At 67.1% G+C, this 26,263-nt stretch carries 25 protein-coding genes; 16 read left to right on the top strand and 9 right to left on the bottom strand.

Going from position 1 to position 26,263, the window contains the following annotated elements:
* Nucleotides 1-4: 4 nt before the first annotated feature.
* Nucleotides 5-1,594, top strand: coding sequence for a long-chain fatty acid--CoA ligase (locus N2K99_RS14530; protein WP_227919387.1), 1,590 nt, complete (start codon nucleotides 5-7; stop codon nucleotides 1,592-1,594).
* A gap of 68 nt (nucleotides 1,595-1,662) precedes the next feature.
* Here the strand turns inward: N2K99_RS14530 and N2K99_RS14525 are convergent, their stop codons facing one another.
* The 4 genes from N2K99_RS14525 to N2K99_RS14510 form a co-directional block, all read right to left on the bottom strand.
* A complete protein-coding gene (locus N2K99_RS14525; protein WP_227919386.1) occupies nucleotides 1,663-2,892 on the bottom strand; it encodes an ABC transporter permease in 1,230 nt (409 codons plus the stop codon).
* Nucleotides 2,889-3,770, bottom strand: a complete 882-nt coding sequence (locus N2K99_RS14520) for an ABC transporter ATP-binding protein (RefSeq protein WP_227919385.1) — start codon at nucleotides 3,768-3,770, stop codon at nucleotides 2,889-2,891. The genes N2K99_RS14525 and N2K99_RS14520 overlap by 4 nt, the downstream gene beginning before the upstream one ends.
* A gap of 107 nt (nucleotides 3,771-3,877) precedes the next feature.
* Nucleotides 3,878-4,636, bottom strand: coding sequence for a response regulator transcription factor (locus tag N2K99_RS14515; protein WP_227919384.1), 759 nt, complete (start codon nucleotides 4,634-4,636; stop codon nucleotides 3,878-3,880).
* A 71-nt stretch (nucleotides 4,637-4,707) separates the two neighbouring features.
* Complete coding sequence (locus tag N2K99_RS14510) at nucleotides 4,708-6,111, bottom strand: sensor histidine kinase (RefSeq protein ID WP_227919383.1); 1,404 nt, start codon at nucleotides 6,109-6,111, stop codon at nucleotides 4,708-4,710.
* 255 nt (nucleotides 6,112-6,366) lie between these two features.
* On the opposite strand from N2K99_RS14510, the gene N2K99_RS14505 reads away from it, so the two are divergent.
* Both N2K99_RS14505 and N2K99_RS14500 read left to right on the top strand, forming a co-directional pair.
* Entirely contained in the window at nucleotides 6,367-7,542 is a 1,176-nt protein-coding gene (locus N2K99_RS14505; RefSeq protein ID WP_227919380.1) for a M20 family metallopeptidase, read from the top strand.
* Between the two features lie 85 nt (nucleotides 7,543-7,627).
* On the top strand, nucleotides 7,628-8,089 hold the full coding sequence (locus N2K99_RS14500; protein WP_227919378.1) for a hypothetical protein: 462 nt from the start codon (nucleotides 7,628-7,630) through the stop codon (nucleotides 8,087-8,089).
* Between the two features lie 5 nt (nucleotides 8,090-8,094).
* On the opposite strand, the gene N2K99_RS14495 is transcribed toward N2K99_RS14500, so the two are convergent.
* Entirely contained in the window at nucleotides 8,095-8,631 is a 537-nt protein-coding gene (locus tag N2K99_RS14495; protein WP_227919369.1) for a hypothetical protein, read from the bottom strand.
* Between the two features lie 655 nt (nucleotides 8,632-9,286).
* On the opposite strand from N2K99_RS14495, the gene N2K99_RS14490 reads away from it, so the two are divergent.
* The 6 genes from N2K99_RS14490 to N2K99_RS14465 all read left to right on the top strand — a co-directional run bounded on the left by N2K99_RS14490 (nucleotide 9,287) and on the right by N2K99_RS14465 (nucleotide 15,635).
* On the top strand, nucleotides 9,287-10,639 hold the full coding sequence (locus tag N2K99_RS14490) for an APC family permease (protein ID WP_231709235.1): 1,353 nt from the start codon (nucleotides 9,287-9,289) through the stop codon (nucleotides 10,637-10,639).
* Between the two features lie 604 nt (nucleotides 10,640-11,243).
* A complete protein-coding gene (locus tag N2K99_RS14485) occupies nucleotides 11,244-11,885 on the top strand; it encodes an ABC transporter permease (protein WP_227919365.1) in 642 nt (213 codons plus the stop codon).
* Nucleotides 11,878-13,161: an ATP-binding cassette domain-containing protein gene (locus tag N2K99_RS14480; RefSeq protein ID WP_227932887.1), complete on the top strand. Its 1,284-nt coding sequence runs from the start codon at nucleotides 11,878-11,880 to the stop codon at nucleotides 13,159-13,161. Before N2K99_RS14485 ends, N2K99_RS14480 begins: the two co-directional genes overlap by 8 nt.
* Nucleotides 13,158-13,937 carry an ABC transporter permease gene (locus N2K99_RS14475; protein ID WP_374200022.1) on the top strand — a complete coding sequence of 260 codons (780 nt, stop codon included), beginning with the start codon at nucleotides 13,158-13,160 and terminating at the stop codon, nucleotides 13,935-13,937. Before N2K99_RS14480 ends, N2K99_RS14475 begins: the two co-directional genes overlap by 4 nt.
* Nucleotides 13,937-14,938: a glycine betaine ABC transporter substrate-binding protein gene (locus N2K99_RS14470; protein WP_227919361.1), complete on the top strand. Its 1,002-nt coding sequence runs from the start codon at nucleotides 13,937-13,939 to the stop codon at nucleotides 14,936-14,938. Before N2K99_RS14475 ends, N2K99_RS14470 begins: the two co-directional genes overlap by 1 nt.
* A gap of 10 nt (nucleotides 14,939-14,948) precedes the next feature.
* Entirely contained in the window at nucleotides 14,949-15,635 is a 687-nt protein-coding gene (locus N2K99_RS14465; protein ID WP_227919359.1) for a DUF6308 family protein, read from the top strand.
* A 31-nt stretch (nucleotides 15,636-15,666) separates the two neighbouring features.
* Here the strand turns inward: N2K99_RS14465 and N2K99_RS14460 are convergent, their stop codons facing one another.
* On the bottom strand, nucleotides 15,667-15,963 hold the full coding sequence (locus N2K99_RS14460) for an EthD family reductase (protein WP_227919358.1): 297 nt from the start codon (nucleotides 15,961-15,963) through the stop codon (nucleotides 15,667-15,669).
* A 133-nt stretch (nucleotides 15,964-16,096) separates the two neighbouring features.
* On the opposite strand from N2K99_RS14460, the gene N2K99_RS14455 reads away from it, so the two are divergent.
* The 4 genes from N2K99_RS14455 to N2K99_RS14440 all read left to right on the top strand — a co-directional run bounded on the left by N2K99_RS14455 (nucleotide 16,097) and on the right by N2K99_RS14440 (nucleotide 19,433).
* Nucleotides 16,097-17,188 carry an NAD(P)-dependent alcohol dehydrogenase gene (locus tag N2K99_RS14455; protein ID WP_227932888.1) on the top strand — a complete coding sequence of 364 codons (1,092 nt, stop codon included), beginning with the start codon at nucleotides 16,097-16,099 and terminating at the stop codon, nucleotides 17,186-17,188.
* A 134-nt stretch (nucleotides 17,189-17,322) separates the two neighbouring features.
* A complete protein-coding gene (locus tag N2K99_RS14450; protein WP_227932889.1) occupies nucleotides 17,323-17,871 on the top strand; it encodes an acyl-CoA thioesterase in 549 nt (182 codons plus the stop codon).
* A gap of 96 nt (nucleotides 17,872-17,967) precedes the next feature.
* On the top strand, nucleotides 17,968-18,597 hold the full coding sequence (locus tag N2K99_RS14445) for a dihydrofolate reductase family protein (protein WP_227919351.1): 630 nt from the start codon (nucleotides 17,968-17,970) through the stop codon (nucleotides 18,595-18,597).
* Between the two features lie 80 nt (nucleotides 18,598-18,677).
* Complete coding sequence (locus N2K99_RS14440; protein ID WP_227919349.1) at nucleotides 18,678-19,433, top strand: IclR family transcriptional regulator; 756 nt, start codon at nucleotides 18,678-18,680, stop codon at nucleotides 19,431-19,433.
* A 132-nt stretch (nucleotides 19,434-19,565) separates the two neighbouring features.
* On the opposite strand, the gene N2K99_RS14435 is transcribed toward N2K99_RS14440, so the two are convergent.
* The gene (locus N2K99_RS14435; protein WP_227919347.1) at nucleotides 19,566-21,161 is read right to left on the bottom strand and encodes a hypothetical protein; all 1,596 of its coding nucleotides are present in this window, start codon (nucleotides 21,159-21,161) and stop codon (nucleotides 19,566-19,568) included.
* 323 nt (nucleotides 21,162-21,484) lie between these two features.
* On the opposite strand from N2K99_RS14435, the gene N2K99_RS14430 reads away from it, so the two are divergent.
* Entirely contained in the window at nucleotides 21,485-22,891 is a 1,407-nt protein-coding gene (locus N2K99_RS14430; protein WP_227919345.1) for an OFA family MFS transporter, read from the top strand.
* A gap of 124 nt (nucleotides 22,892-23,015) precedes the next feature.
* Entirely contained in the window at nucleotides 23,016-23,450 is a 435-nt protein-coding gene (locus N2K99_RS14425; protein WP_227932891.1) for a DUF5956 family protein, read from the top strand.
* Here the strand turns inward: N2K99_RS14425 and N2K99_RS14420 are convergent.
* A complete protein-coding gene (locus tag N2K99_RS14420) occupies nucleotides 23,444-23,950 on the bottom strand; it encodes a hypothetical protein (RefSeq protein ID WP_227932892.1) in 507 nt (168 codons plus the stop codon). The two genes, N2K99_RS14425 and N2K99_RS14420, sit on opposite strands and share 7 nt — an antisense overlap.
* Nucleotides 23,951-24,074: 124 nt before the next feature.
* Here N2K99_RS14420 and N2K99_RS14415 point away from each other — a divergent pair, with 124 nt between their 5' ends.
* Nucleotides 24,075-25,112 carry an NAD(P)-dependent alcohol dehydrogenase gene (locus tag N2K99_RS14415; protein WP_227919338.1) on the top strand — a complete coding sequence of 346 codons (1,038 nt, stop codon included), beginning with the start codon at nucleotides 24,075-24,077 and terminating at the stop codon, nucleotides 25,110-25,112.
* A 49-nt stretch (nucleotides 25,113-25,161) separates the two neighbouring features.
* Here the strand turns inward: N2K99_RS14415 and N2K99_RS14410 are convergent, their stop codons facing one another.
* A complete protein-coding gene (locus N2K99_RS14410; RefSeq protein ID WP_227932893.1) occupies nucleotides 25,162-26,259 on the bottom strand; it encodes a phosphotransferase family protein in 1,098 nt (365 codons plus the stop codon).
* Nucleotides 26,260-26,263 lie beyond the last annotated feature (4 nt).

The raw sequence follows: 26,263 nt of genomic DNA, 5'->3' as shown, positions 1-26,263 counted from the left end.
TGCCATGGAGAATCAGGGGCTGGGATCATGGATACACCGCCGGCGCCTGAAGTCCGCCGGCCGGACGGCACTGGTCTTCCAGGGCAGGGGCATCAGCTACACGGAGCTGGACGAGCGCATCAACCGGCTGGCACAGGCACTGCGTGCCTCCGGGGTGGAGCACGGTTCCCGGGTGGCTTTCCTCGGCGATAACCATCCCGCATTCCTGGAGACGTTTTTTGCCGCCGGTACGCTGGGCGCCGTCTTTGTTCCGTTGAACACCCGGCTGGCGCCGCCCGAGATTCAGTTCGCGCTGCAGGATTCGGGCAGCTCGGTGCTGGTGTACACCGGTGCGCTCGCCCGGCTGGCGCAGCTGGGGTCAGCGGGCACATCGGTGGCGGTGCGGCTGGAGGTGGCCGACGGCGCCGTGGCCGACGGCGCCGTGGCCGACGCCCCGGCGGCGCCCGACGCGGACGATCCGGCCGGATCGGGCGGAGAACATGTGTCCGACTTCGACGCCGTGATAGCCGGAGCGCCCCCGGACCGGCTGGACCTGCCGGTCGGGGCAGAGGACGGGGCGATGATCCTCTACACCTCCGGCACCACCGGCCGGCCCAAAGGCGCCCTGCTGTCCCACTCCAACCTGGCCTGGAACTGCTACAACGTGCTGGTCGACTACGACGTGTCCGGGACGGAGGTCGCACTGATGATCTCCCCGATGTTCCACGTCGCGTCCCTGGACATGGGCGTGCTGCCGGTGCTCCTCAAGGGCGGCACGGTGGTGCTGGAAACCAGGTTCGAACCGGGCCGCACGCTCGCCGCGATTGAACAGTATGGAGCTACCTACATCAGCGGCGTGCCCACCACGTACCAGATGCTGTGCGAACATCCGGACTGGGACAAGCGGGACATCAGCTCGCTGACCACCATCACCTGCGGCGGATCCGCAGTGCCCCTGCGGGTCCTGGAAGCCTATGAAGCCCGCGGCCTGTCCTTCTCCAACGGTTACGGAATGACTGAAACGGCCCCGGGCGCCACTGCGCTTCCGGCCGCCCGATCCAGGGAAAAGGCAGGTTCCGCCGGATTGCCGCACTTCTTCACCGACGTTCGGATCACGGGTCCGGACGGCGGCGTCCTCCCGGCGGGAGAGGTGGGGGAGATCCAGATTTCCGGACCCAACGTCATCCGCTCCTATTGGAACCGGCCCGACGCCACCGCGGAAGCCTATGCCGAGGACGCCTGGTTCCGGTCCGGGGATATGGGCTATTTCGACGACGACGGGTACCTGTTCATTTCCGACCGGCTGAAGGACATGATCATTTCCGGCGGGGAGAACATTTATCCGGCCGAGGTCGAGCAGGCCATTGCGGAGCTGGAGGCCGTGGCTGCCGTTGCGGTGATCGGGGTGCCGGACAGCAGATGGGGCGAAGTCCCCCGCGCGGTCATCAGCCTGCGGCCGGGATACGCACTGACGGCCGAAGAAGTGCAGGAACACCTCTTCGGCCGCCTGGCCCGGTACAAAGTGCCGCGCACGGTGACGATGGTCGAGGACTTTCCCCGCACGGCGAGCGGAAAGATCCGCAAGGCCGAACTGCGCCGGCAGTATTCGGACTGACTGCAGCACAAACGAAACAGGCGGGGAGCCGATGCTCCCCGCCTGCCACTGTGATGCTCCCGCCGGGGCTACTGCTCCAGCTTCATGGCCTTGCGCAGCGTCAGCGAGCCTCCGCTCTGCAGAACGGCCCGTCGGTAGATCTTGGCGCCAAAGCCCAGCAGCGCGTAGGCCGCGGCCAGCGCAATGGCCAGCGAGGCGAAGGTCTGCCACAGCGGCACCTCCGAGCCGAGCATCCGGACGGGCATCGCCACGGAGGAAATCACCGGCACGAACGAGGCGACGACCAGCAGCTGTCCCTTGGCAAACATCCCGGCAAACAGGGCGGCGAAGATGATTGCCATGACCGGGGTGGAACTGCTGTTCAGGTCCTCGGACCGGCTGGCCATGGCCCCGAGCATTGCCCAGCCGGCGGCAAGGATCAGGAACCCGACGAGGAAGAAGACCAGGAACCAGCCGGACACCGGAATGATGGAGCCCACCATGTCCGCTGTTCCGGTCAGGTTCAGCGCCAGCAGGGCTGCCCCGCCGTACAGTGCCAGCTGCACCACGGCCAGGACGGTATTGCCGATCACCTTGCCGTAAAGGAGCTGGCGGATGGGAATGGCGGTAGCCAGGATTTCCACCACCCGGTTCTGCTTCTCCTCCAGCACGGAGGTGGCGATCGCCAGACCGAAAATGATGGTGGCCATATAGAAGAGGAAGCTGAACGCGAAGCCGACGGCGGCGGCGATTCCGGCCTGCTCGGCGTCGCCTTCCAGCAGCGCTTCTTCCAGCTCGCTGCCGGCGGTCAGTTCCGCCGCCGTCGTGCCGGCCGCTGCGGCGTTGGCACTGATGACATAGCTTGTCAGGGCCTCGGAAACCGGCCCGCGGATCCCGGAACCGATCTCGGCCTTTCCGGTCAGGGTCCAGCTGCCGTCATCTCCCTGGATCAGTGCCGCGTCCGCCTCTTCATTGTTGACCAGCTGCAGGGCTGCCTCGGGGGAGTCTGCCGTGACGGCTTCGAAGGAGGTGTTCCCGCCGTCCTCCTGTCCGGCGGCGTCGGCAGCGGTGATGATTTCGGCGGCGGCGGAATCTGCCACGGCCACCGTATGGTCCGAACCGCGCGAGGACATGTAGGCGTTAAAGAGGACGCCGCCCACGATCAGCAGCAGGGTCACCAGGGTCGAGAGCAGGTAGGTGCGGTCGCGCATCTTGACCATGACTTCGCGCAAGGTAACGATGGCCCAGGCGGGCGTGTTGTCAGGGGTTTCCGGAGCTTGCCCGGGCTTTGCCACGGGGGTTCGGGTTGCGGTGCTCATGCTGTCACCTCACGGTAGATGTCGCTCAGGGACGGACGGATGGGGGCGAATTCCTGCACCGTGCCGCGGGACAGGGCGGCGGCCAGGGTGCGCTGGGCGTGGGCGTCGTCGTCGAACTCCACCAGTGCGGACGGACCGGCGACGTCGATGACGGTGAGTCCGGTTTCCTCGCGCAGCCAGCCGGCGTCGGGGGAGACCGTGATGCGGTGGCGGCGGGGTGCCGTGGCGCGCAGCTCGTCGCCGGTGCCGGCGGCCATCAGGCGGCCGGCCTGCAGGACCACGAGGTTGTCGCAGAGCCGGTCCACCAGGTCCAGCTGGTGGCTGGAGAACAGGACCGGCACACCGGCGGCGGTCCGTTCGCGCAGCAGTTCCACCATGGAGTCGACGGCGATCGGATCCAGTCCGGAGAACGGTTCGTCCAGGATCAGGGCGGTGGGCCGGTGCAGCAGCGAGGCGGCGATCTGCACGCGCTGCTGGTTGCCCAGGGAAAGCGATTCGAGCTTGTCCTTGCTCCGGTCTGCCAGATTAAAACGGTCCAGCAGTTCCATTGCCTCACGGCGGGCCGAGGACTGGCTCATCCGGTGCAGCTGGCCGAGGTAGACCAGCTGGTCGATGATGGGCTGCTTGGGGTAGAGGCCGCGCTCTTCGGGCATGTACCCGAACTGTGCGCGCTGCGCAGCGGTCACGGGGGACCCGTCCAGCAGCACTTCGCCGGCTGTGGCGGTCAGGACTCCCATGATCATGCGCATGGTGGTGGTTTTACCGGCGCCGTTTGCACCCACGAAGCCGGTCATGCGGCCGGACGGAATGTCGAACGTGACGTCGTCGACGGCGGTTTTGTCCCCGAAGCGTCGGGTGAGATTGCGGACCTGCAGCATGTGCTGCTCCTTCCCCGGAAGAGGCCGGGCCTAGTGATGAACTTCTGCTTCGAGCTTAGGCAGAAGAGCAGCACGGCGGATCGGCCGCGGGATGGAACCTTTCCGGGTCAGCCGGCGGCCGGCTTGTCCCCCGGGAGGATGAGGCCGGACTCATAGGCGAACACCACAGCCTGCACCCGGTCCCGGACCTGGATCTTGCCCAGCAGATTGGAGACATGGGTCTTGACCGTCGCCTCGGCCACGAACATGCCCGCAGCGATCTCGGCGTTGCTCCGGCCAGCGGCAACATTCACGAGCACTTCGCGCTCACGGGAGGTCAGCGAGTCCAGCAGTTTCTGCTGCTGGGCGGACCCCGACGGCGGGCGGGTTCCGACGGCGGTGGCCGGGGCAGCGGTTGGGTGGCCGTTTGGCCGGGCAGCCGCGCCGGCAGCCTCTGCGTGCAGCTGCCGGGCGAAGCGTTCGATGACCCGCACCGTCATTTCCGGTGCCAGCAGGGCGTGGCCGCCGGCGACGGCGTGGACCGCTGCCACCAGATCGTCCGGGTCGGAGTTCTTCAGCAGGAAGCCGCTGGCACCGGCGCTGATGGCATCAAAAAGGTAGTCGTCGCGTTCAAAGGTGGTGAGGATGATGACCTTCGCGGTGCCGGCCCGCACTACCTGCTCGGTGGCCCGGATCCCGTCCAGGACCGGCATCTGCACGTCCATGAGGATGATGTCGACGGGGTGTGCCGCGGCAAAGTCCACGGCTTCGGCGCCGTTGGCGGCTTGGCCCACCACCTCGATTTCGTCCTCCACGGAGAGCATCATGGCAAAGCCCGCCCGCAGCAGGGCCTGGTCATCAGCCAGCAGGACCCGGATCGGTTCCATTACTTACGCTTCACCCTTTCGAAGGAGTTCTGCCGGCCGCAGCATGCGGCCCTCGGCAACCACGGTAACGGTCAATGGAGCGGAAACCGGACCCGGACGCGCCAGCCGCCGCCGGACCGCGGTCCGATTTCGGTGCTGCCGCCGTGCAGGTCGGCCCGTTCCCGGATACCCCGGATGCCGAATCCGGAACCGGCGGTGCTGCCCGTGCGCGGCCTGCCGTTGTCCACGGTCTCCACCTCCACCCAGCTGTTGCCGGTCCCTGTGGTGCCCGTGCGAAGGGCGACGACGGCGGAGCCTGCGGTGGAGTGCCGGCGGACGTTGGCGAGGGACTCCTGGACGGTGCGGTAAATCGAGAGGCCCAGCGGTGCGGGGACCCGGTCCAGCGAGCCGGGCACATGCTCGGACCGGTGATACGACACGGACAGGCCCAACTGCAGGTGCTCTGCCACCAGTGCCGGGAGGTCCGCCAAGCCGGGCTCGGGGGTACGCCGCGCACCGCCGTCGGACTCCGCCCCCGGTTCCTCGCCCGCGCGCAGTACGCCCAGCAGGGACCGCATCTGCTCCACCGCTTCGCGGGAGGAGGCTTCAATGGTCTGCAGGGCGCCCGCGGTGGCCTCGGGTTTTTTCTCCAGCACCCGCCGGGCCGCGCCCGCCTGGACCCCGATCACCGCGATGTGGTGCGCGACGACGTCGTGCAGTTCCCGGGCGATGCGCAGCCGCTCATCCAGCACCGCCTGCCGGGCCAGTTCCGTCGCCTGGATTTCCAGCTGAGCGGACTGTTTGACCAGCAGCTCGCGCTGATGCGCGCTGCGCCAGGCGCTCATGCCGAACATGATGGCTCCGCCGAAGAAGGCGGCGTTGATGGCGAAGTTGTAGAGCGCCAGGGATGCCAGCGGCGGCAGGAAACCGCGGTAGGTGTCATCGCCCTCCATGATCCGTTCCAGCATGCCGTCGTAGGTGGAGGACACGGTGAAGGAAAGGATGACCCACAACGCCATCACGGCAATGACCACGGTGGTGCCGAGCCAGAGCATCCTGCGGTCCTTCGCCCAGGCCACAGCGGTGTAGAGCGAGGCAAAATAGGCGGCCTGGAAGCTCGTCTGCGTGGCGACCATGGGCACCAGCAGCCCCAGTCCCAGGAACACGGCGCTGCAGGCCAGCATGACGGCCACCGGGTAACGGCGGCGCACCACCAAGGGCAGGATGATTAAAGCCAGCGCCAGATGCTGGAACCAGATGGGCCCGGTTTCCCCGGCCAGGGCACCGATTCCGCGGCTCACCTCCATAACGAGCGCGGAGACCAGCAACACGATCAGGGTTCCGACGACGTCGTGGCGCAGCTGGGCGCGGGTGGGCCCCGGGCGTTCCCAGTCCTCCCCGGTTCGCCAGGGGAGGCGGGCGAGCCAGCCGGGCCGGGTCCGTGCGTTCCGTTCCGGGCCGGCGTCGGCCGTGTCGAAGGCCATGGTCTCGATCATGCTGCCCAGTCTAGGAGTTGCACCGCCGGCAGGGGGTCCGCCGCAGGGATGAACGACCGGGGGATGAGCGGCCCCCTCGCCAGGAGCGGCTCTTCCGCGGGGGCCAGTGGAGCCCCGTTCACCGCCGTCGTCGGACCGGAACCGGTGCGGTTGGGGCCGTGCCCCCTGTGCTGGAGCGAAAGGAGTGATTTACTGCGTAGGTAGCGGCAGTCCGAACGGCAGCCGGCCATCAGCGTAGATGACAGGACTTCAAGCATGTTTGTACAGGAAGCACAGGCGATCCTGCCTGAACTGGTGGCCCTGCGGCGGGAGCTGCACCGGGATCCGGAGACCGGAATCAACCTGCCCCGGACGCAGGAAAAAGTCCTGGCCGCCCTCGAGGGGCTGGACCTGGAAATCACCCTGGGGGTGAAGACAACCTCCGTGGTCGCCGTGCTCCGCGGCGCCGAACCCGGTCCCACCGTCCTGCTGCGCGGGGACATGGACGCGCTGCCGGTGAGCGAACTGACCGATCTGGACTATGCCTCCACCAACGGATCCATGCATGCCTGCGGGCATGACCTGCACGTCGCGGGCCTGGTCGGCGCCGCCCGGCTGCTCTGCGCGCAGCAGCAGGACCTCTCCGGCAATGTGATCTTTATGTTCCAGCCGGGGGAGGAGGGCCACGACGGTGCAAGCCTGATGCTCGACGAGGGGGTGCTCGACGCCGCCGGGGAACGTCCCGTAGCTGCCTACGGCATCCACGTCCGGCCCGGCCCGCTGGGAGTCTTCCGTACCAAGCCCGGCACGCTGATGGCCGGCGCGAACGAACTGCGGATCACCGTGAAGGGCTCCGGCGGGCACAGCTCCCAGCCGCAGACGGCCATTGATCCGGTGCCGGCGCTGACTGAAATCGCCACGGCGCTGCAGACCATGGCCACGCGCCGGTTCTCTGCCTTCGACCCGATCGTGCTCACCGTGACCCAGCTTTCCGCAGGGGAAGCGATCAACGTCATTCCCGATACCGCCAGCCTCGGCGCCTCGGTCCGTACTCTCTCGGAGGAATCCCTGGACCGGGTGATCGTGGAGTCCAAGGCGCTCGCCGAGGGCATTGCCGCCGCGCACGGCTGCAGCGTGGAGGTGGACTTCACCATCCGCTACCCCGTCACCTGCAACGATCCTGACCGGACCCGGGAGGCCGTCACCGGGCTGCGGGAGATCTTCGGCGAGGACCGGGTGCTGGAATCCCGTGATCCGCTGATGGGATCGGAGGACTTCTCCCTGGTGCTCAACGAGGTTCCGGGCACCTTCCTCTTCCTCGGTGCGACGCCGCCGTCGGTCAATCCGGTCACCGCCGCCTGGAACCATTCACCGCGGGTGGTCTTTGACGACTCGGTGCTGGGGGACCAAGCCGCAGCCCTGGCGCAGCTGGCCTACAACCGGCTGACCTGACCTGGCCTGACCTGACTTGGCCTGCCGTCGTTGACCGCACCGCTGCCCGGGCGGTCCTTCGGGGCAGGGGTGTAGCGTCGGGGGCATGTCTGCCCTGAAGAAGGTCCTTGCCCTTGCCGCCCGCCCCGCGCCGCCGACGTCGAAACCCCGCCGCATCGGCGCCGTTGCCCTCGGTTCGTTCCTGGCCTTCGCCGGGACCTCGCACCTGACCTTCGCCCGGCAGGAATTCCAGGCCCAGGTGCCGGACTGGGTTCCGCTGAACGAGGATGCCGTGGTGCTGCTCTCCGGCGTGGCCGAAATCAGCCTGGGGGCGGCCCTGATCCTGCTCCGGAAGCGCCGGGTGCCGGTTGGGCTGGCCGCTGCTGCGTTCTTCATTGCGATCTTCCCGGGCAACATTTCCCAGTACGTCACCCACACGGACGCGTTTGGCCTGGATTCGGACCGCGCCCGGCTGGTGCGGCTGTTCTTCCAGCCGCCGCTGGTGCTGTGGGCGCTGTGGTCAACCGGGGCGTGGAAGGAACTGCGGGCGGCGACTAAGAAGGGATAACCCGGTCAGGGCGCGGCCTGTTGCATCCTGGCGCGGCGTTTCTCTTCCCGAGCCGCCGCCTTCGCCTGCAGCAGCCGGGCCTTCTCCTTCTCCCGCCGCCGTTTGTCCCGCTTGCGGGCTCGCCGCGCCCGGCGTCGTTCCTCGTTCCGGGCTTCGAACTCAAACTGGTCCGCTTCCCAGTCGCGGTACCACTGGGGCAGCAGCACCGGGCGGAGGGCTTTCGGCAGGAAGTAATGGTGCATCATGGCGATGGGCATGCCGATGCACCAGGACGCACCGGCCATGAGCTGAACTGCTTCCAGGGGCATCCCCAGCAGGCCCAGGATCATCGCCAGCAGCGTCCCGGTGAACGCCAGCCCGCCCCAGAAACAGGTAAAACCCACCCGGGAGTGCTTGGCGGTGGAGCCTGTCGATACCCTCAGTCCCAGCCAGGACGTCCACCGGCCGGTGTGGGCGCGGATGCCCATCACCATCGCCGCCGGCCCGATGACCACCGCGCCGGCGCCGAACAGGATGTATGCGATCAGCGGTGGCGAGTCCATTCCGATCACTCTAGGGGACAGGGTTCGGTGGTGACGACGACGGCGGCGGGTCGACTGCCACTCGACCGGCCCCAACCGCGGCCCTGGACCCGGCCCGGGAAGACGAAGAGGCTTAGCCCCTCAAAGTGCATCTACTGAGCAGATAAAGGGCTTATCGCCACCGAATAACCCCCCGCCCGCACGTTCACTGTGCAGTAGATGCTGCCTCCGGACCGGCCAGACGACATCTACTGCACTCTGAACGCGTCCGGGCCGATGAAACGCCGCAGAACTTCCCACCCACTGGTGCTCCTGTTCCTGGTGTGACAACTACAGCCAGAGCCATCACAGTTCATGGGAAATCATGCAGGACCGGTCCAAAGCGCCGCTCCTGTCCGGCTGATGCCGCCCGGAACCACGCCAGGCAGCATCACCCGTACACGAGGTGAGCTCTCATGACGTAAGAATGTGACCGCAAACACAAAGTGCATTAGCGTTGTTCTTCCGTCAACGCAGCCGGAGCCACTCTCCGTGTCCACACTGCGTCATCACTTGCCCCTTTAGGGCGGCACGACATGGAAAGGGGTGCCGGGTGGGAACCTCGCTCCACGAAACCGAGCCCTCGCTCAAGAAAGTCCTCGGCCGGATCGACGTCCTGGCCCTAGGTTTCGGCGCAATGATCGGTTTCGGCTGGGTGGTGCTCACCGGCGACTGGCTGATCAATGCCGGCACCCTCGGCTCGGTGCTGGCCATGGTTACCGGCGGCGTCATCATGGCGGTGGTCGGACTGACCTACGCCGAGCTGTGCGCGGCGATGCCAAAGGCCGGCGGCGAGCACAACTACATCATGCGCGCCATGGGCCCGCGGACTTCCTTCGTGGGATCCTGGGCCATCATCGGCGGCTATGTGACCATTGTGGCGTTCGAAGCCGTGGCCCTGCCCCGCACGGTGCAGTACATCTTCCCGGACCTGAGCCAGATTCACCTGTGGACCGTGGCGGGCTTCGACGTGCACCTGACCTGGGCGCTGGTAGGTGCGGCTGCCGCCGTCGTCATCACCTGGATCAACATCCGCGGCGTGAAGGAAGCGGGCGTGGTGCAGACCTTCGTGGTGCTTTTCCTGCTGGCCATCGGGCTGGTGATGATTGCCGGTTCGTTCACCGGAGGGTCCGTGGCCAACATGGAGCCGTGGATTAACAACGGCATGACCGGGTTCTTCGCGGTCCTGGTGGTGGTGCCCTTCCTGTTTATCGGCTTCGACGTGATTCCGCAGTCCGCCGAGGAAGTGAACATCCCCGCCAAGCAGATCGGCAAGCTCGTAGTTGTCTCCGTGGTGCTGGCAACCATTTGGTACCTCATGGTGGTGCTGACCACCTCTTCGGCCATGTCCGCCGGAGACCTGGCGCAGACGGATATTGCGACGGCGGACGCCGTCGGAGCCATGTTCGGCTCGGACATCATGGCCAAGATCCTGATTGCCGGCGGCATCGCAGGCATCCTCACCTCGTGGAACTCGCTGCTGATGGGTGCGTCCCGGCTGATGTATTCCCTGGCCCGTTCAGGCATGCTCCCGGCATGGTTCGGCCGCCTGCATCCGAAGTACCACACCCCGCACAACGCACTGCTGTTCATCGGGGCGCTGAGTTTCCTCGCCCCGTTCGGCGGCGCGGAGATGCTCGGCTGGCTGGTGGACTCCGGGGCACCGAGCATCGTGCTGGCCTACACCCTGGTGGCGATTTCATTCCTCATCCTGCGCCGGCGCGAACCGGCTATGGACCGGCCGCTGCGGATCGGCGGGCGCGGTAACGGCGGCATCGTCATCGGTATTGCCGCCGCGGTCTTTGGTCTGGCCCTGTTCAGCCTCTACATGCCGGGCATGCCAGCGGCGTTGGGGCTTGAGCCGTGGGTCCTGTTCGCTGCGTGGTGGGTGGTCGGCCTGGTCTTCTTCTTCCGGGTGCCGGCGGGCATCAAGGCAGGGCCCGACGCCGAGGAGCACGTCCTTGCCCGGCTCCGGTCCGGCGCGCGGTAGGGCTGATTTGGATAGGAGCGGTGGAACGATGTCGGCGGTCGCGAGGCTGGCGACGTCCCGGTGCACGCCCCGACGCAGCACCTTGCCCCTGGCGTGCGCCCCGACGCAGCACCTTCCCCTGGAAATCCGTCTACTGAGTAGATAGCGGGGTTATCTCCGTGGAATAACCCCGTTATCTGCTCACTGGATCCGGCTAAACCCCGTTATCTGCTCACCAGAGCCCGCGCCCGCACGTTCAGAGTGCAGTAGATGCTGCCCGCGGGCAGGTGAGGCGACATCTACTGCACTATGAACGCGTCCGGCCACTGAAGCCGGCAGAAAACCCCATCCAGTGTGGCTGGTGTTCCCGGTGTAACAACCGCAGCCACCAGAGTTCCAGAGAGTGTGAGGCCACGCCGACGGCCAGGCCGGCCAGCACTAACTCCGCCCGCAGCAAAAACACCATGTTGTACGGGTTTGGAGCTTCCCGGAGCGCTTTGTGAGGCAGGTAACGGTAAGGTTGCTTGGTAGTTTTCGCTCGGGCACCAAGCTCGGACTCCAAGCTCGGACACCAACGCCGGGCGGCGACAAGGAACATACGCAACCAAAGTGAAGAGGTCTTGATGTGTGGGAATTCGTGGCGGACCGGTATCAGCAGATCCTGTTCGCCGGATGGCAGCACTTCAGCCTAGTTGTCCAGTGCCTGATCCTCGCCACGGTCATAGCCGTGGTTATCGCGGCCCTGGTTTACCGCAATAAGACCCTCAGCGGAGTGGCCAACGGCGTCTCCGCAGTTGGCCTGACGCTCCCGTCCTTCGCCCTGATCGGCCTGCTGATCGCACCCTTCGGGTTCGGTGCCGTGCCGGCCGTGATCGTGGTGGCGTTCTATGCCACCCTGCCCATCCTGCGCAACGCGGTGGTGGGCCTGGCCGGAATTTCCCCGACCGTTGTTGAATCCGCCCGCGGTGTCGGCATGAGCCGGCTGCGCACGCTGCTGCGCATCGAACTGCCGCTGGCCTGGCCGGTCATCCTGGCCGGCGTGCGGGTGTCCGCCCAGATGGTGATGGGTATTGCCGCCATCGCGGCCTACGCCCTCGGGCCGGGACTGGGCGGCTTCATCTTCACCGGCCTGTCCCGCCTGGGCGGGGCCAACTCCCTCGAGTCCGTGGTGGTCGGCGTCGTCGGCGTCATCCTGCTGGCCCTGATCCTTGACCTTCTCCTGGTCGGCCTCGGCCGGCTCACAACCCCGCGAGGTATCCGTGTCTGAGACTCTTTCCCCAACCACCGGCGCCAAAGGCACCGCCACCGGCATCCTGCTCGAAGACGTCACCAAGCGCTTCCCCGGGCAGGGCAAGCCGGCTGTCGGCGGCCTGACCATGGAGATTCCGCGGGGCAGCATCGTGATGCTGGTTGGCCCGTCGGGCTGCGGCAAGACCACCACGCTGAAGATGATCAACCGGCTCATCGAGCCCACCAGCGGACGGATCATCCTCGACGGCGAAGACGTCACCGGGATCGACGGCGACCAGCTGCGCCGCGGGATCGGCTACGTCATCCAGGCCGGCGGGCTCTTTCCGCACATGACCGTGGGGGCGAACATCGCCGTCGTGCCCAAGATGCTCAACTGGGACAAGGACCGCATCCAGGCGCGGGTGGACGAGCTGCTCGAACTGGTCTCCCTGGATCCGGCCCTGTACCGGGACCGCTACCCGAAGGAGCTGTCCGGCGGGCAGCAGCAGCGCGTGGGGGTGGCCCGTGCGCTGGCCGCCGATCCGCCCGTGCTGCTCATGGATGAACCGTTCGGCGCCGTGGATCCGATCACCCGCCAGCGGCTGCAGGACGAACTGCTGCACATCCAGTCCGAACTGCACAAGACCATCGTCTGCGTCACCCATGACTTCGACGAAGCGGTGAAGCTGGGGGACTGGATCGCCATCTTCGACGAGGGCGCCCAGCTGGTCCAGTACGACTCCCCGGAACGGATCCTGGCCAATCCTGCCAACGAGTTCGTGGAGAACTTCATCGGCTCCGGCGCGGGCCTGAAGCAGCTCACCCTGACCCGGGTGAACGAGGTGGAGCTGACGTCCCCGATTACGGCCGCCATCGGAGACCTCGCCAGTGACACCCTCTCCCGGCTGCAGGGCGCCGGCGAGCAGAACGCCGTGGTGCTGGACGAACGCGAGCGGCCCATCCAGTGGCTCTCCCGCCGCCAGCTCAGCCGCCTGGACCGGCACACCGACATCGTCGATCCCAAGCTTCCGGTGATCGGGAACCAGTCCACCCTCAATGACGCGCTGGACACCATGCTGGTTTCCAGCACCGGCGCCGCCCTGGTGACGGGGCCGCGGGACCGGTTCCTCGGCCTGATCACCGTCCAGACCGTGATGGAGGCGATCACGGCAGCGAACGACGCCGCGCAGCAGGGCTCCTCCGGCGCACCGGTGGGCCTCAACAGCGGCGCCATCCGACGCGGCACCGAGACAGACGCCCAGGCAGCGGTGCAGGACGACGCCGGTGCTGCCGCCGGCCAGGGCACCCGATGACCGCCGTTTCGACGGCTGCGCAGGCCCGGACCGAAGCCGAAAGCGGTGCCGGCCCGACGTCGTGGCGCCCGCTGCTGCTGCAGCTGGCCGGCATCGCGGTGGCCTTCGGACTCCTGATGCTCTGGCTGACCACCGCCGAGCTCAGCGTCACCGAGCGCACCACGCTGGACCCCGCAGCACTGTGGGAATACACCGTCCAGCACCTCCTGCTCACCGGGGTGTCCGCCGTGATCGTGCTGGTGGTCGCCATCCCGCTGGGCGTGCTGCTCACCCGCGGACGGATGCGCCGGGTCACCGGACCGATCATGGCGCTGGCCAACATCGGCCAGGCCGCGCCGGCCATCGGGCTGCTGGTGCTGCTGGCCTTCTGGGTCGGGTTCGGCTTCCGGGCCGCCATCGGCGCGCTGGTGGTCTACGCCCTGCTGCCGGTTATGCGGAACACGATGGTGGGCCTGCAGCAGGTGGACCCGCGCATCGTCGAGGCCGGCCGCGGCGTCGGCATGAGCAACGCCCAGGTGCTGTTTCGGCTGGAACTGCCGCTCGCGGTGCCCGTGATGCTCTCCGGCGTCCGGACCGCCCTGGTGCTCCTGGTGGGCACTGCCACCCTGGCCACGTTCGTCAACGGCGGCGGGCTGGGGATCCTCATCACCACCGGCGTGAACCTGAACCTGACCACGGTGCTGGTGGCCGGAGCCCTGCTGGTGGCGCTGCTGGCCCTGGTGGTCGACTGGATCGGCCGTCTGGTCGAGCACATCGCCCGGCCGAAGGGACTCTAATGAAAAAGCAGCCAAACGCACGCGTCCGCCTCGCTGCCGCAGGAGCCGCCGCCGTCGGCCTGCTGCTTGCAGGCTGCGGACTGCAGCCCGCCGCCTCCTACGTGCCGGAGGCGGACCCCGGCCTGATCCAGCCGGTTGAGGGCCTGCCCGACGACGCGAAACTCACCGTCACCAGCAAGAACTTCACCGAACAACTCATCCTGGGCAAGATCGCGGTGCTGGCCACCAAGGTAGCCGGCTTCGACGTCACCGACCTGACCAACGTGCCCGGCAGCCAGCCGGCCCGGGAGCTGCTCCTATCGGGGCAGGCAGGCATGACGTGGGAATACACCGGCACCGGGTGGATCGCCTACCTCGGGCAGAGCGAAGGCATCCCCGACAAGCAGGAACAATGGCAGGCCGTGCATGACGCGGACCTTGCCAACGGCGTCACGTGGGGCGATCCGGCACCGCTGAACAACACCTACGCCATGGCCATCCGCAGCGAAGCGGGCGAGGAACTGGGGGTGGACAGCATCTCCGACATCGCCAACCTGCCGGTGGAGGAGCGCACGTTCTGCCTCGAGGCCGAGTTCAACTCGCGTCCGGACGGCATGAACCCGCTGCTGGAAAAGTACGGCATACCGCGCGGGGCGCCCAACGGCGTGCCGGACGCCAATATCGGCATCTATGACACCGGTGCCGTGTATTCGGCCACCGACGCCGGGGAGTGCAACTTCGGCGAGGTCTTTGCCACGGACGGACGGATCGATTCGCTGGGCCTGACCGTGCTCGTGGATGACCTGGCCTACTTCCCGGCCTACAACGCGGCGCCGGTCTTCAACACCGACGCGCTGGAGGAATATCCGGAGCTGGTAGACATCTTCGCGCAGGTGTCCCCGTTGCTAACGGACGAGGAACTGCGCAAGATGAACCTTGCCGTAGACGTCTACGGCCAGGAGCCCGCCGACGTCGCCTTCGACTGGATGGTCGAGAAGGGCCTGATTACCGCTCCCGAGTGAGGTGGACCCCGTGGACCTTCCAGCCATCCTCGACGCCGGCCACGTCGACGACGCCGCCGCCCTGCTGCACCGCTACTACACGCAGAAACTGACCTCGGGGCATGTGCGGACCGGGGCGAGGTTCGACACCTGGGCCGGCGGCGGAGACTCCCCGGGGGCCGCCAACCGGATCACCGCTGACGACCTGCTTGCACTGGCCCTGCTGGGCGAGGAAATCAAGGGACCGGCGGTGGTGGGGCTGCTCGAGACCAAGGCCCCGGAGATCGGCGAGCTGCTGGAACTGATTCCGGTGAACCTGGAGCTGGCGGACGTTACCGGCGTCGAATACGTCCACGTCCTCGGCAAGGACAGTCCGGCGTGGCTGCTCTGGGACGTGTTCCGGGGCTACCGGGGCGGGCAGTGGAAGATGGGCCCCATGAAAACCAGCAAGCTGCTGGCCCGCAAGCGGCCGAAACTGATTCCGATCTGGGATTCGATGGTGGCCCGCAGCATCGGGGCGGGTACCTCCCTCACGCAGTGGGAGCAATGGCATGCGCTGCTCACCGCCAATGACCGGGAACTGGTCCGGCGCCTGGACGCGGTCCAGGACCGGGCGGCCCTGCCCGTCCGGGTTTCCAGGCTGCGGGCCATGGACGTGGTGCTGTGGATGGACGCCAAGCAGCGCGGGTTCCGGGCGGCGCCGGGCGACGACGACTGAAATTTCCGGGGTACGCGGAAGACGCCGGCGCCTAGTTCCGGTAGGTGAACACGGTCAGCCCGCCGGTCGCGAAACGAGGAATATCGGCGTTGGCGGCCTGGCCCTCGGCGGTGGTCAGTGACTCCTGCATGGCCGATTCGTCGTCGAAATCGGCTTCAAACAGTGCAAAATACGGCGGCCGCTCCTCCGCGGACCTCAGCTCCTCGGACGCCCGCAGGTCGCGGAGGCCGGGAATGTTGCGCACCAGCGGCAGGTGCACGTTGCGGTAGTGCCGCCGGAAGGCAGCCGGGTCCACCGGTTGCCGGAACAAAACAACGAGGGTGTGCATGCAGAAAAGGTAACGCGGCTGGTTGCGAGGGAACAGGGCGGCGCCGTTAAGGACAGGCAGTCCCGCACCGGACTAGAGTCCTCAGTACGTCGGGCCGCCATGCCCGCGGACCCGCAACGAAGAGGAAACCGCCATGTCACTTTCCACCAGCCCAGCCGCGACGCCGACGCCGGAGCTTCCGGACAGCATGCGCGTCTCGGTCCTGCGGGTCCCGTCTGCCGCGGACGGCAACGCCGGCAGCGAAGCACCCAACCAGCTCTCCGTCGATGAACGCCCGCTTCCGCAGTTGGCACCGAACGAGGTGCTGGTCCGGGTGGCCGCCGTCGGCGTCTGCGGTAGCGACGTGCACTATTTCCGGCACGGGCGGATCGGGCAGTTTGTCGTGGAGGAGCCGCTGGTGCTGGGGCACGAAGCGTCCGGGACGATTGCCGCCGTCGGCGCCGCCGTGGACCCGGTCCGGATCGGCCAGCGCGTGTCCATCGAGCCGCAGAAACCCTGCCGCCGCTGCGAGCAGTGCAAGCAGGGCCGCTACAACCTGTGCCCGGACATGGCCTTCTACGCCACCCCGCCGGTCGACGGCGCCTTTGCCGAATACGTGGCGATCGAGTCCGATTTCGCCCACGCCGTTCCGGACACCGTTTCGGACGAAGCCGCCGCCCTGATGGAGCCGCTCTCGGTGGGCATCTGGGCCTGCCGGAAGGCCGGTATCGGGCCCGGACAGCGGGTGCTGGTAGCCGGGGCCGGGCCGATCGGCGTGGTTATTGCCCAGGTGGCCCGCGCTTTCGGTGCCAGCACCGTGTACATCAGTGACATCGCGCAGGACCGGCTGGACTTCGCCGCCCGGCACGGAGCCACGCACACCCTGCATGCCTCGCAGCCGGTGGACGGGCTGGGGGTGGATGCGTTCATCGACGCGTCCGGAGCTCCCAGTGCGGTCCGCGCAGGCATCCGGGCGGTGGCCCCGGGCGGCCGGGCAGTGTTGGTGGGCATGGGCGCCGAGGACGTCGAACTGCCGGTCGGCGTGATCCAGAACCGCGAAATCTGGCTCACCGGCGTCTTCCGCTACGCCAATACCTGGCCGACGGCGATCGCGCTGGTGGCAGAGGGCAAGGTGGACCTGGACGTACTGGTCACCCATGAGTTCGGGCTCGGCCAGGTGCGGGAGGCGCTCGACGCCGGGCAGGAACCGGGCGCGCTCAAGGCCATGGTCCAGCCCTGGCGCTGACGCGGCGCTGAGGGCCTGGCGCTGACGGGCGCCGCACTGCGGGGGCCGGTACCGGTTCGCGCGCCAGCGGACCGGGAAAAGAAAATTCCGCGGCGCACCTCGACACTAAGTTACTGAGCGGTAATATAGCGGGCATGCACCTCATTCTGCGCACCATCCTGACCCTGTTCCGCGCCCGACGCCGGCCCAAGCTGGGCTTCTTCGAGACCTCCTCAGTGCCCATGAAGGTCCTGGTCACGGACATCGACTTTGCGATGCACCTGAACAACGGCATGTACTTCTCGCTGATGGACCTGGGCCGGTTTGACCTGCTGGTCCGCAGCGGCGTCTGGGACATCATGAAAAAGCGCGGCTGGAGCCCGGTGGCGAACAACGAAACCATCAGCTTCCGTAAATCCCTGCAGCTGCACCAGCAGTACAGCATTGAAACCCGGGTCATCGGGTTTGATGAACGGGCCATCTACATCGAGCAGCGCATGGTGGCGGACGGCGAGATCTATGCCAGCGCCGTCATCTGCACCCGCCTGGTATCCAAGAAGGGCCCGGTGAGCAACGAGGAGATCTTCGAGGCCGTGGGCGCCGTCCCGCCGTCGGACCTGGAACTGCCGGAGTGGATCAACGAGTGGCGTGCCGCCGTCGCGCTGCCGAGCACCCGCCGCCCCGCTCCGCACACCTGGGCCTAAGCGGAGCTCCCGCCCCCGGGCGTTGCCGGGGACCGTTGACACCCCCGGATGCCGGGCCGAACCTAGAAGCAGGGGGACCTAGGAACGGGGTGCTCGGTGAAGCTGACGGTCAACACTTTCCTGACGTTGAACGGCGTGATGCAGGCTCCGGGCAGCGTGGAGGAGGACCCGTCCGGCGGTTTCACCGGCGGCGGGTGGCTGACTCCGCTTGCTGATCCTGACCTGGAGCAGATTGTCTCCGAGTGGTACGGCATGGCCGATGCACTGCTGCTGGGGCGCAACACGTACGACATGATGCAGCCCTATTGGGAGGCCGCGAACCAACCCGGCGACTTCATTGCCACAGCATTGAACCGCCTGCCGAAGTATCTGGTCTCCGCCACAATGCCGCCGGTGCCCTGGCACAACACGTTTCTGCTCGAAGGGGAACTGGTCTCGAGCGTGGAACGGCTGAAGTCCCGGCGCAGCGGCGAACTCCAGGTGCACGGCAGCTATCAGCTGGTGCAGGCGCTGGCGGCGGCGGGGCTGGTGGACGCGTACCGGCTGCTGATCTTCCCGGTGGTGGTCGGCCAGGGCAAGCGGCTCTTCGAAGACATCCGCGAGGCCGCCTCCTACAGCGTCTCCCAGCCGCAGACCACCCGCTCCGGTGCCATCTGCGTGACGCTGCACCCCGCGGCGCTGCCGGCCGAAACGGGATCCGAAGCCGGCCCCGGAATGTCCGTCTGATGCTGTTCAGTCCTGCCGAAATAAGGAAGAAGTTTTCCGCTCTGCGATAAAGTGGGGGCAATTCGTGGGGAGGGGCAATCATGGCTGAACGGGCCGCCGGATCCGGCGTGCAGTCGGTGGAACGGGTCTTTGAACTGCTGGAGCTGATTGCCGACGCCGGCGGGGCAGTGACGCTGAGCGAACTTGCCGCCTCCACCTCCCTGCCCCTGCCCACCATCCACCGGCTGCTGCGCACCCTCGTGGGCCGGGGTTATGCGCGGCAGCTGCCCAACCGGCGTTACGCCCTGGGGCCGAAACTGATCCGGCTCGGGGAAGGCGCCAACCTGCAGCTCGGCGCGCTGGCGATGCCGCAGCTCAAGGGTCTCGCGGATGATCTGGGCGAGACCTCCAACATGGCAGTGCTCGACGCCGACATGGTGGTCTACGTGGCCCAGGTTCCCTCGCGCCATTCAATGCGGATGTTCACGGAAGTCGGCCGCCGGGTGCATACCCATGACACCGGCGTCGGCAAGGCGATCCTGGCGCAGCTGCCGGATGAACAGGTCCGCAGCATCGTGGGCAGGGCGGGAATGCCCACCCCCACCGGGCACAGCCTGGGCAGCGTCGATGCGCTCCTGGCTGATCTGGAAGGCATCCGGGAGCGCGGCTACTCCGTGGACGAGCAGGAACAGGAGCTCGGGGTGCGCTGCTTCGCCATGGCCGTCCCCAACGCGCCCACACCGTCGGCGGTGTCCGTCTCGGGGCCGGTCTCGCGCGTGGATGGAGCCTTCGCGGACCGTGCGGTGCCGCTGCTGCGCGCAGCCGTGGAGCGGATCTCCGCCGAGCTGAACCGCTAGGACATTTCCCGAGAGCCTTTTTGGGCAGCCCTCCGGGGCACGGAAAAGGGCAGGTGCCGCGGCTGCGGTACCTGCCCTTTTCTCAGTGATGCGAGGTGATGCGGTGTGATCTAGCTGTGAAGTGCCCGGTCCCTAGTGCTGGGTGCCGCGGCGGGTGCCGGCGATCAGCATGCCGATCGGAACCAGCAGCAGGAGCAGCGGGATGAGTACGGCCAGGATCTTCGGGGAGGTGAGGATTTCGCCCGGGGTCAGCGCCGTGGTGCTGGCCCGCATGGTGTCCGCACCTTCGGAGATCTTGCCGTTGCCGTCGGCCAGGGTCTTGCTGCCTTCGGCCAGTTCGGTGTTGCCGTCGGCCAGCTTCTTGGCGCCTTCCTTCAGGTCGCTCGTGCCGGCGGTCAGCGTCTTGCCGCCGTCGTCGAGCTTCACAACGCCCTCGTCCAGGGACTCGGTGCCGGTGACCAGGCGGCTGGTGCCGTCGGAGAGGCTGATGGTGCCGTCGTAGATCTTGTAGTTGCCGTCGGCCAGCGTGTAAGCGCCGGTTTCCAGGGTGTCCAGGCCGGTGGCCAGGGTTCCTGCGCCGGTGGCGAGCTTGCCGTTGCCTTCGGCCAGGGTGTAGGCGCCGGTTTCGAGGGTCTTCAGGCCGGTGTTCAGCTCGGAAGCGCCTGCGGAAAGGGTTCCGGCGCCGGTGTAAAGCTGCGCGACGCCGTCGGCTGCCGAGTGGGCGCCTGCAGCCAATGCGGGAGCCTTGCCGTTCAGCTCCGTCAGGCCACCGGATACGGCGTCGGCACCATAGACGAGGCCAGGGTTCTGGGGAGTGCCGTTGCCTTTGAGGCCGACGTCTATTCCAGCGACCAGCCGTTCGAGACCCTCCAGCTTGTCCGCTGCATCGAGTATGCCTTCCCTGGCGCCCGGAATTACCTGCGCCTGGGCCAGCATGCGGAGTTGGGCGGCGCCTGCTGAAACGCCTTCCGGGCCGTAAGAACTGCCTGTCTTGGCGAAGTCTGCCGAGATGTTCTGGTAAGCGGTTTTCCCGTCCTTGCCGGGGGTGCTGTTGATGCCCGCATAAATGCTCTCTACCCCACCGTCAACCGCAGCCGCGCCCGGGGCCAGCTCGGAAATGCCTGCAACAGCGGCGTCTGCACCGGCTGCGAGTTCCTTCGAGCCTCCGACCAACGGTTCCATCTTCGTGTAAAGCTCGTTCGCACCGGTGGCCAGCCTGTCGGAGCCCTGACGCGCCGTCGTTGCGCCTGCGGCCAGCGTGCTGGCGCCCTGTGAGGCGCTGCTCGCGCCGGCAGCCAGCGTGCCTGCACCCGTCCGGGCGTTGGTGGCACCGGCAGCAAGCTTGTTGGCACCCTCGTTGGCTGCTTCCGCGCCGGTGAGGAGCTTGACGGCTCCTTCATCCAGCGTGGTGGCGCCTTCCTTCAGGGTGGTGACGCCCGCCTTGGCGGAGCCGATGCCCTTCGCCAGGGTGTTGGCGCCCGCGTCAACCTTTTCGGTGCCCGCAGAGAGGTCCTTGGCTCCGGTCTGCGCCTTCTCGGCGCCGGCCTTCAGGTCTCCTGCGCCGGTGGAGGCGCGTTCCGCGCCGTCGCTCAGCTCCGTTGCCCCGCTGGCAACCTTGCCAGTAAAGAGGACGAAGAAGGCGAGGAGGAGGACCAGGAACAACGCCAAAAGTACGGTCAAAAGTGTGTGTGGGCGGCTGGAAGCGCGCCCGGACGTGGAACTCGTCATTGAATATCCTTCTTCTGCTTCTTACGATTCGAGACTGACTAAGCGGCGAGCAGCACGCCTATGGGCGCAGCCTCCGCGGATGCAAGGTGACCGGGTCCGTCGCTACGTTGAGACGTAATCGGTCAAGACCAGTGTGATGTCTGTTACATCTAAGCTACCCGCGGGTAACAAAGCAAGGCTTTTTCGAAATTAGTTACTGATGAGTAGGTTGCGCGGTATGTTTTGGTGCGCTAATGGTCACCAGCGTGTCGAACCCGCGTAACCCAGCTCACACCGGGCATCGTTGAGTGCAGACAGGATCGGCGTGAAATGAGGGAGTCTGTATGAGCTGGCTGGACCGCGACCGCACCATCGCCCCGCCCGGATTCAATCGATGGCTGATCCCGCCGGCGGCGCTGGCGGTACACCTTTGCATCGGACAGGTCTACGCCACCAGCGTCTACAAGACGGCGCTCGTGGAATACTTCGGCGCCAGCCTCACCCAGATCGGCGTCATCTTCTCCATCGCCATCGTGATGCTCGGGCTCTCCGCCGCTGTGATGGGCACCTGGGTGGATGCCAACGGACCCCGCAAGGCCATGTTCGTTTCGGCCATGTTCTGGGTGAGCGGCTTCCTCATTGGGGCCTTGGGCATCTTCACCGGGCAGCTCTGGCTGCTGTACCTGGGGTACGGCTTCATCGGCGGTATCGGCCTGGGCATCGGCTACATTTCCCCGGTCTCCACCCTGATCAAATGGTTCCCCGACCGGCCCGGCCTCGCCACGGGCATGGCCATCATGGGCTTCGGCGGCGGTGCGCTGATCGCCAGCCCGCTCTCCTCGGCCCTGCTGACCTTCTTTGACCCTGAATCCGGCACCCCCGGCTGGGTGGCGAGCGGCGACGCCGTGGGCAAGCTGTTCCTCACCCTGGGCGCCCTCTACCTGGTGTACATGCTCTACGGCGCCTGGAGCATCCGGGTGCCGGCGGCGGATTGGAAGCCCGAGGGCTTTGACCCCTCCACCGTCGCCTCCAAGTCCCTGGTCACCACCAACCACGTCTCGGCCGCCAACGCCATCAAAACCCGACAGTTCTGGCTGGTCTGGATTGTGCTCTTCTGCAACGTCACCGCGGGCATCGGCATCCTGGAACAGGCAGCGCCCATGATCCAGGACTTCTTCCGCCAGCCCGACGGCGCCTCGCTGGTGACGGCCGCCGTCGCCGGCGGTTTCGTCGGCCTGCTCTCGATCGGCAACATGGGCGGGCGCTTTGTCTGGTCCGCCACCTCGGACCTGATCGGCCGCAAGCGCATCTACATGATCTACCTCGGTGCCGGCGCTGTCCTGTACACCCTGCTGTCCTTCTTCGGGGACACGTCCACCATCCTCTACGTGGCCTTGGCGTTCGTGATCCTGTCCTTCTACGGCGGCGGGTTTGCCACGGTTCCCGCTTACCTGCGGGACCTCTTCGGCACCTTCCAGGTCGGTGCCATCCACGGCCGCCTCCTCACGGCCTGGTCCGCTGCCGGCATTGCCGGTCCGCTGATCGTCAACTCCTTCCTGGACGCCCAAGGCACCCCGGGGGAGCTGACGGCAGCGGCGTACTATCCGGCCCTGCTGACCATGGTGGGACTGCTGGTGGTTGGCTTCATCGCCAACCTGCTGGTGACGCCGGTTGCGTCCCGCTACCATGAACCCGCGAAATCCGAGCCGGCCGCCCCGGCCCAGGCCGCTACCCAGGACGGAGAACGCTGATGACCAAGGCAAAGTTGACGGTGAGCTGGCTGCTGGTGGGGGTCCCCCTGGCCTACGGGGTGTTCCAGACCCTGACCCGGGCCGCGGCGCTCTTCGGCTGACCGAGGCACCGCGGATCACGGGTGTGGGGCAGGACATGGCCGGCAGCTGGAATGAGGTTCGGCTCCTGCCGCCGGAAGCGCGGCCGGACGCCTATACCCAGCTGCCGTTCACGGGCTGGTTCCTCATGATGGGATGGGCGGCGAGGGTGCAGCACACCTACCGCCATCCCGGCACGCTCTATGAAACCCTGCCCACCCAGGAGCTGTTTGCCCCCGAGGACGAGGAATGGGTCTACCAAATGACCAATGACTATCTGGCGCTGGTCGGCATTCCGCCCGTCCCGCGCGGATACGTCTGGTTCCTGGCCCGGCCTGCAGGGATCACCTCGGATGAAGCCCTGTGGCGGCGGCTGAACGAAAAGATCGATGAGGTGGGAGGCATACCCCACTTCGACGGACCCGCCTACGTCACGGGGGCCTATCCGGTCATCGCGGAGGCGGTGCGGCGGCTCTACTGACGGGGCTTCGAAACCTTGGCGTCCTTCGAGTCCATCACCTGGTCCATGACCAGGGAATAGAGCACCGCTGCCATTGCCATGACGGGACGGGGCCGGGCCACTCCGCGTCGGACCAGCCACGCTTCGACAGCCTCATCCAGGACGAGGCTCAGTGCCGTGATCCCGCTGACGGCTGAGCCCATCAGCACAGCCAGACCCGTCAGCGCAGTTCCCGGCATCCGCGTCCGGGGCCCGGCTGCACGCACGTAGGAAGGGGCGGTTGCGGAATCGCCCCCGGCCCTGACCGTGAACGGGGTGACAAGGTCAACCGTTCCGGCGGCGGCCAGCTCCCTCCCTTTTCGCATGCCCCTGCTGAGGGCTACGACGCCGATGGTGCCCACGGCTGCGCCCGGTACAAGAACATAGGCGCGGCGCAATCCCGGGGACCAGTCGGCCGGCCGTGACAGGGTAAAACCGCCGACGGCAGCGGCAATCGTGAGTGACAGCGGAAGATTCTTCATGGCCCACACGGTACCTGCCGCCGGAGGGGCTGTGGAACCGGGAACGCGGTGCAACGATTGAAGTGCAAAATCCATCCATCGCGCCGTGGCGGATCACTCTCGGTGCGGAGAGCAGGAGTATGCCATGAAGGCCCTTCAATACCGCGCCATTGGCCAGCCGCCCGAAGTGGTGGAGATTGATACCCCCGAACCCGGCCCCGGGCAGGTCCGCCTGAAGGTCACCGCCGCCGGGGTCTGCCACTCGGACGAATTCATCATGAGTCTCCCTGAGGAGGAGTACATCTACGGTCTGCCCCTGACGCTGGGACACGAGGGTGCCGGCGTGGTGGACCGGGTGGGCGACGGCGTGCAGTACATCGAAGAGGGCACGTCCATGGCCGTCTACGGGCCGTGGGGCTGCGGGATTTGCTACGAGTGCTCCAGCGGCCGGGAGAACTACTGCCGCAACGCCGCGAAGTTCGGCATTGTCCCGCCCGGACTCGGCGCACCCGGGGCCATGGCCGAATACCTGATTGTGGACAGCCCCCGCCATCTGCTTCCCCTCGGGGACCTGGATCCGGTGCAGAATGTGTCCCTGACCGACGCCGGGCTCACGCCGTACCACGCGATCAAAGGCTCCCTGGAGAAGCTGCCCTCCGGTGCCACCGCCGTCGTCATCGGAGTGGGCGGGCTGGGGCACGTGGCCGTGCAGATCCTGCGCGCCATGACCGCAGCCACCGTGGTGGCGCTGGATATCGACGAGGCGAAACTGAACCTCGCCACCGACGTCGGCGCGCACTACACCTTCCCGTCCGAGCCGGGCGCAGCGGACCTGGTCCGGGACCTGACTGGCGGCAGGGGAGTGGACGCTGTCTTTGACTTCGTGACCAACCAGGCCACCCTGGACCTGGGCCAGGCGATGGTGGGATCGCAGGGCGACCAGGTGCTGGTGGGGGTCGGGTCGGGCACCGTGTCGGTGGGCCTGGCTGCCACAGCCGCCTGGGAAACCTCCATCCGTGCCCCGTACTGGGGTTCGCGGTCGGAGCTGTTCGAGGTGCTGGACCTGGCCCGGGGCGAAGGCATCAACGTGCATACCGAGGTCTTCAGCCTGGACGAGGCCCCGGCGGCCTACGAGAAGCTGAAGAACAACCAGCTGATCGGCCGCGCCGTCGTCGTGCCGTAACTCCGGCGCGGAAGCTGCAGCGCTGCCGAAGTTACAGCGCCGCCGGGAGTTACAGCGGCGCCGGTGCCAGCCCGGCGAACCCGGCGGCGGACCGCAGCAGCTGCGGCACCCCGGCCTCCAGCGACGGGGCGAATATCCGGTCGTTGGGGCGCTCGCCCTTGAGCCAGCGGGTATAGATGGCCTCGCAGAAGATCGATGCCTTCCACAGGGCCAGGGTCTGGTACCAGGGCAGCGCTTCCAGATCCAGGTCCATCCGCTGCCGGTAGGCCTCAATCACATCCTCCCGGGTGTAATAGCCTGGGTTGCGGGTCACTCCGGTGAGCTCCAGGGGCGTAGCGACGCTGCCCGGCTCGGAGTAGGTGGCGGTGAGGTAGCCAAGATCGGCCAATGGATCGCCGATGGCGGACATTTCCCAGTCCAGGACGGCAATCACTCTGGCGGGGGACTGCGGGGCGAACATCAGGTTCCCGGGCCGGTAATCCCCGTGCAGCACCGAGGCGGCCTGGCTGTCCGGCACGTTGTCCGCCAGCCAGCTGCCGATCCTGCCCACCTCGGGAAGATTGCGCATGGTGTTGACCTCCCACAACCCGGAGAACCGGGCCACCTGCCGCTGCAGGTACCCCTCCGGTTTGCCGAAGGAGGCCAGGTCCCCGCTGCTGACATCCACGGAATGGATGCGGACCAAGGCGTCGACGACGGCGGCGCTGGTTGCCCGGCGGTCCTCCATTGCGGACAGTGCGGTCGGGATGGTGTTGGTGATGACCAGTCCGTCGAGGAAGCCCATCACGTAGAACGGCACCCCGAGCACCGACTCGTCTTCGCAGAGGGCCAGGATTTCCGGCACCGGCACACCCTGCACGCGCAGCAGCTGCTGGATCCGGGCTTCGCGGACCATGTCATGGGTGGAGCGGGGCAGCGGCGGGCGCGGGCCGCGGCGCAGCACAAAGTCATCGTCTCCGCGCCGGATCCGGTAGGTGATGTTGGACTGCCCGTCCCCGATCTGCGCCCATGACAGCGGCCCCGAACCCAGTCCGTGCGCGTCGAAGAACGCGGTCACTTCATCCAGGATCAGCAGCGGAGGGGAGGCCAAGGCCTCGGCCTGGGAACGGGTGGCTACAACTTCGGTGCCGTCGGCAGTGGTGTGCATGGGG

The sequence above is a fragment of the Arthrobacter sp. zg-Y1110 genome, from assembly GCF_025244865.1.
GTDB lineage: Bacteria > Actinomycetota > Actinomycetes > Actinomycetales > Micrococcaceae > Arthrobacter_B.
This window is presented reverse-complemented; position numbering and strand designations above follow the sequence as displayed.

What these genes read in the sequence shown, in the direction of transcription:
- N2K99_RS14500 (WP_227919378.1), top strand. Translation starts at nt 7,628, where the DNA reads ATGTCTGCCCTGAAGAAGGTCCTTGCCCTTGCCGCCCGCCCCGCGCCG.
- N2K99_RS14455 (WP_227932888.1), top strand. Translation starts at nt 16,097, where the DNA reads ATGTCACTTTCCACCAGCCCAGCCGCGACGCCGACGCCGGAGCTTCCG.
- N2K99_RS14530 (WP_227919387.1), top strand. Translation starts at nt 5, where the DNA reads ATGGAGAATCAGGGGCTGGGATCATGGATACACCGCCGGCGCCTGAAG.
- N2K99_RS14490 (WP_231709235.1), top strand. Translation starts at nt 9,287, where the DNA reads ATGATCGGTTTCGGCTGGGTGGTGCTCACCGGCGACTGGCTGATCAAT.
- N2K99_RS14460 (WP_227919358.1), bottom strand. Translation starts at nt 15,963, where the DNA reads ATGCACACCCTCGTTGTTTTGTTCCGGCAACCGGTGGACCCGGCTGCC.
- N2K99_RS14450 (WP_227932889.1), top strand. Translation starts at nt 17,323, where the DNA reads ATGCACCTCATTCTGCGCACCATCCTGACCCTGTTCCGCGCCCGACGC.
- N2K99_RS14475 (WP_374200022.1), top strand. Translation starts at nt 13,158, where the DNA reads ATGACCGCCGTTTCGACGGCTGCGCAGGCCCGGACCGAAGCCGAAAGC.
- N2K99_RS14515 (WP_227919384.1), bottom strand. Translation starts at nt 4,636, where the DNA reads ATGGAACCGATCCGGGTCCTGCTGGCTGATGACCAGGCCCTGCTGCGG.
- N2K99_RS14420 (WP_227932892.1), bottom strand. Translation starts at nt 23,950, where the DNA reads ATGAAGAATCTTCCGCTGTCACTCACGATTGCCGCTGCCGTCGGCGGT.
- N2K99_RS14495 (WP_227919369.1), bottom strand. Translation starts at nt 8,631, where the DNA reads ATGGACTCGCCACCGCTGATCGCATACATCCTGTTCGGCGCCGGCGCG.
- N2K99_RS14470 (WP_227919361.1), top strand. Translation starts at nt 13,937, where the DNA reads ATGAAAAAGCAGCCAAACGCACGCGTCCGCCTCGCTGCCGCAGGAGCC.
- N2K99_RS14525 (WP_227919386.1), bottom strand. Translation starts at nt 2,892, where the DNA reads ATGAGCACCGCAACCCGAACCCCCGTGGCAAAGCCCGGGCAAGCTCCG.
- N2K99_RS14410 (WP_227932893.1), bottom strand. Translation starts at nt 26,259, where the DNA reads ATGCACACCACTGCCGACGGCACCGAAGTTGTAGCCACCCGTTCCCAG.
- N2K99_RS14520 (WP_227919385.1), bottom strand. Translation starts at nt 3,770, where the DNA reads ATGCTGCAGGTCCGCAATCTCACCCGACGCTTCGGGGACAAAACCGCC.
- N2K99_RS14510 (WP_227919383.1), bottom strand. Translation starts at nt 6,111, where the DNA reads ATGATCGAGACCATGGCCTTCGACACGGCCGACGCCGGCCCGGAACGG.
- N2K99_RS14505 (WP_227919380.1), top strand. Translation starts at nt 6,367, where the DNA reads ATGTTTGTACAGGAAGCACAGGCGATCCTGCCTGAACTGGTGGCCCTG.
- N2K99_RS14435 (WP_227919347.1), bottom strand. Translation starts at nt 21,161, where the DNA reads ATGACGAGTTCCACGTCCGGGCGCGCTTCCAGCCGCCCACACACACTT.
- N2K99_RS14415 (WP_227919338.1), top strand. Translation starts at nt 24,075, where the DNA reads ATGAAGGCCCTTCAATACCGCGCCATTGGCCAGCCGCCCGAAGTGGTG.
- N2K99_RS14430 (WP_227919345.1), top strand. Translation starts at nt 21,485, where the DNA reads ATGAGCTGGCTGGACCGCGACCGCACCATCGCCCCGCCCGGATTCAAT.
- N2K99_RS14440 (WP_227919349.1), top strand. Translation starts at nt 18,678, where the DNA reads ATGGCTGAACGGGCCGCCGGATCCGGCGTGCAGTCGGTGGAACGGGTC.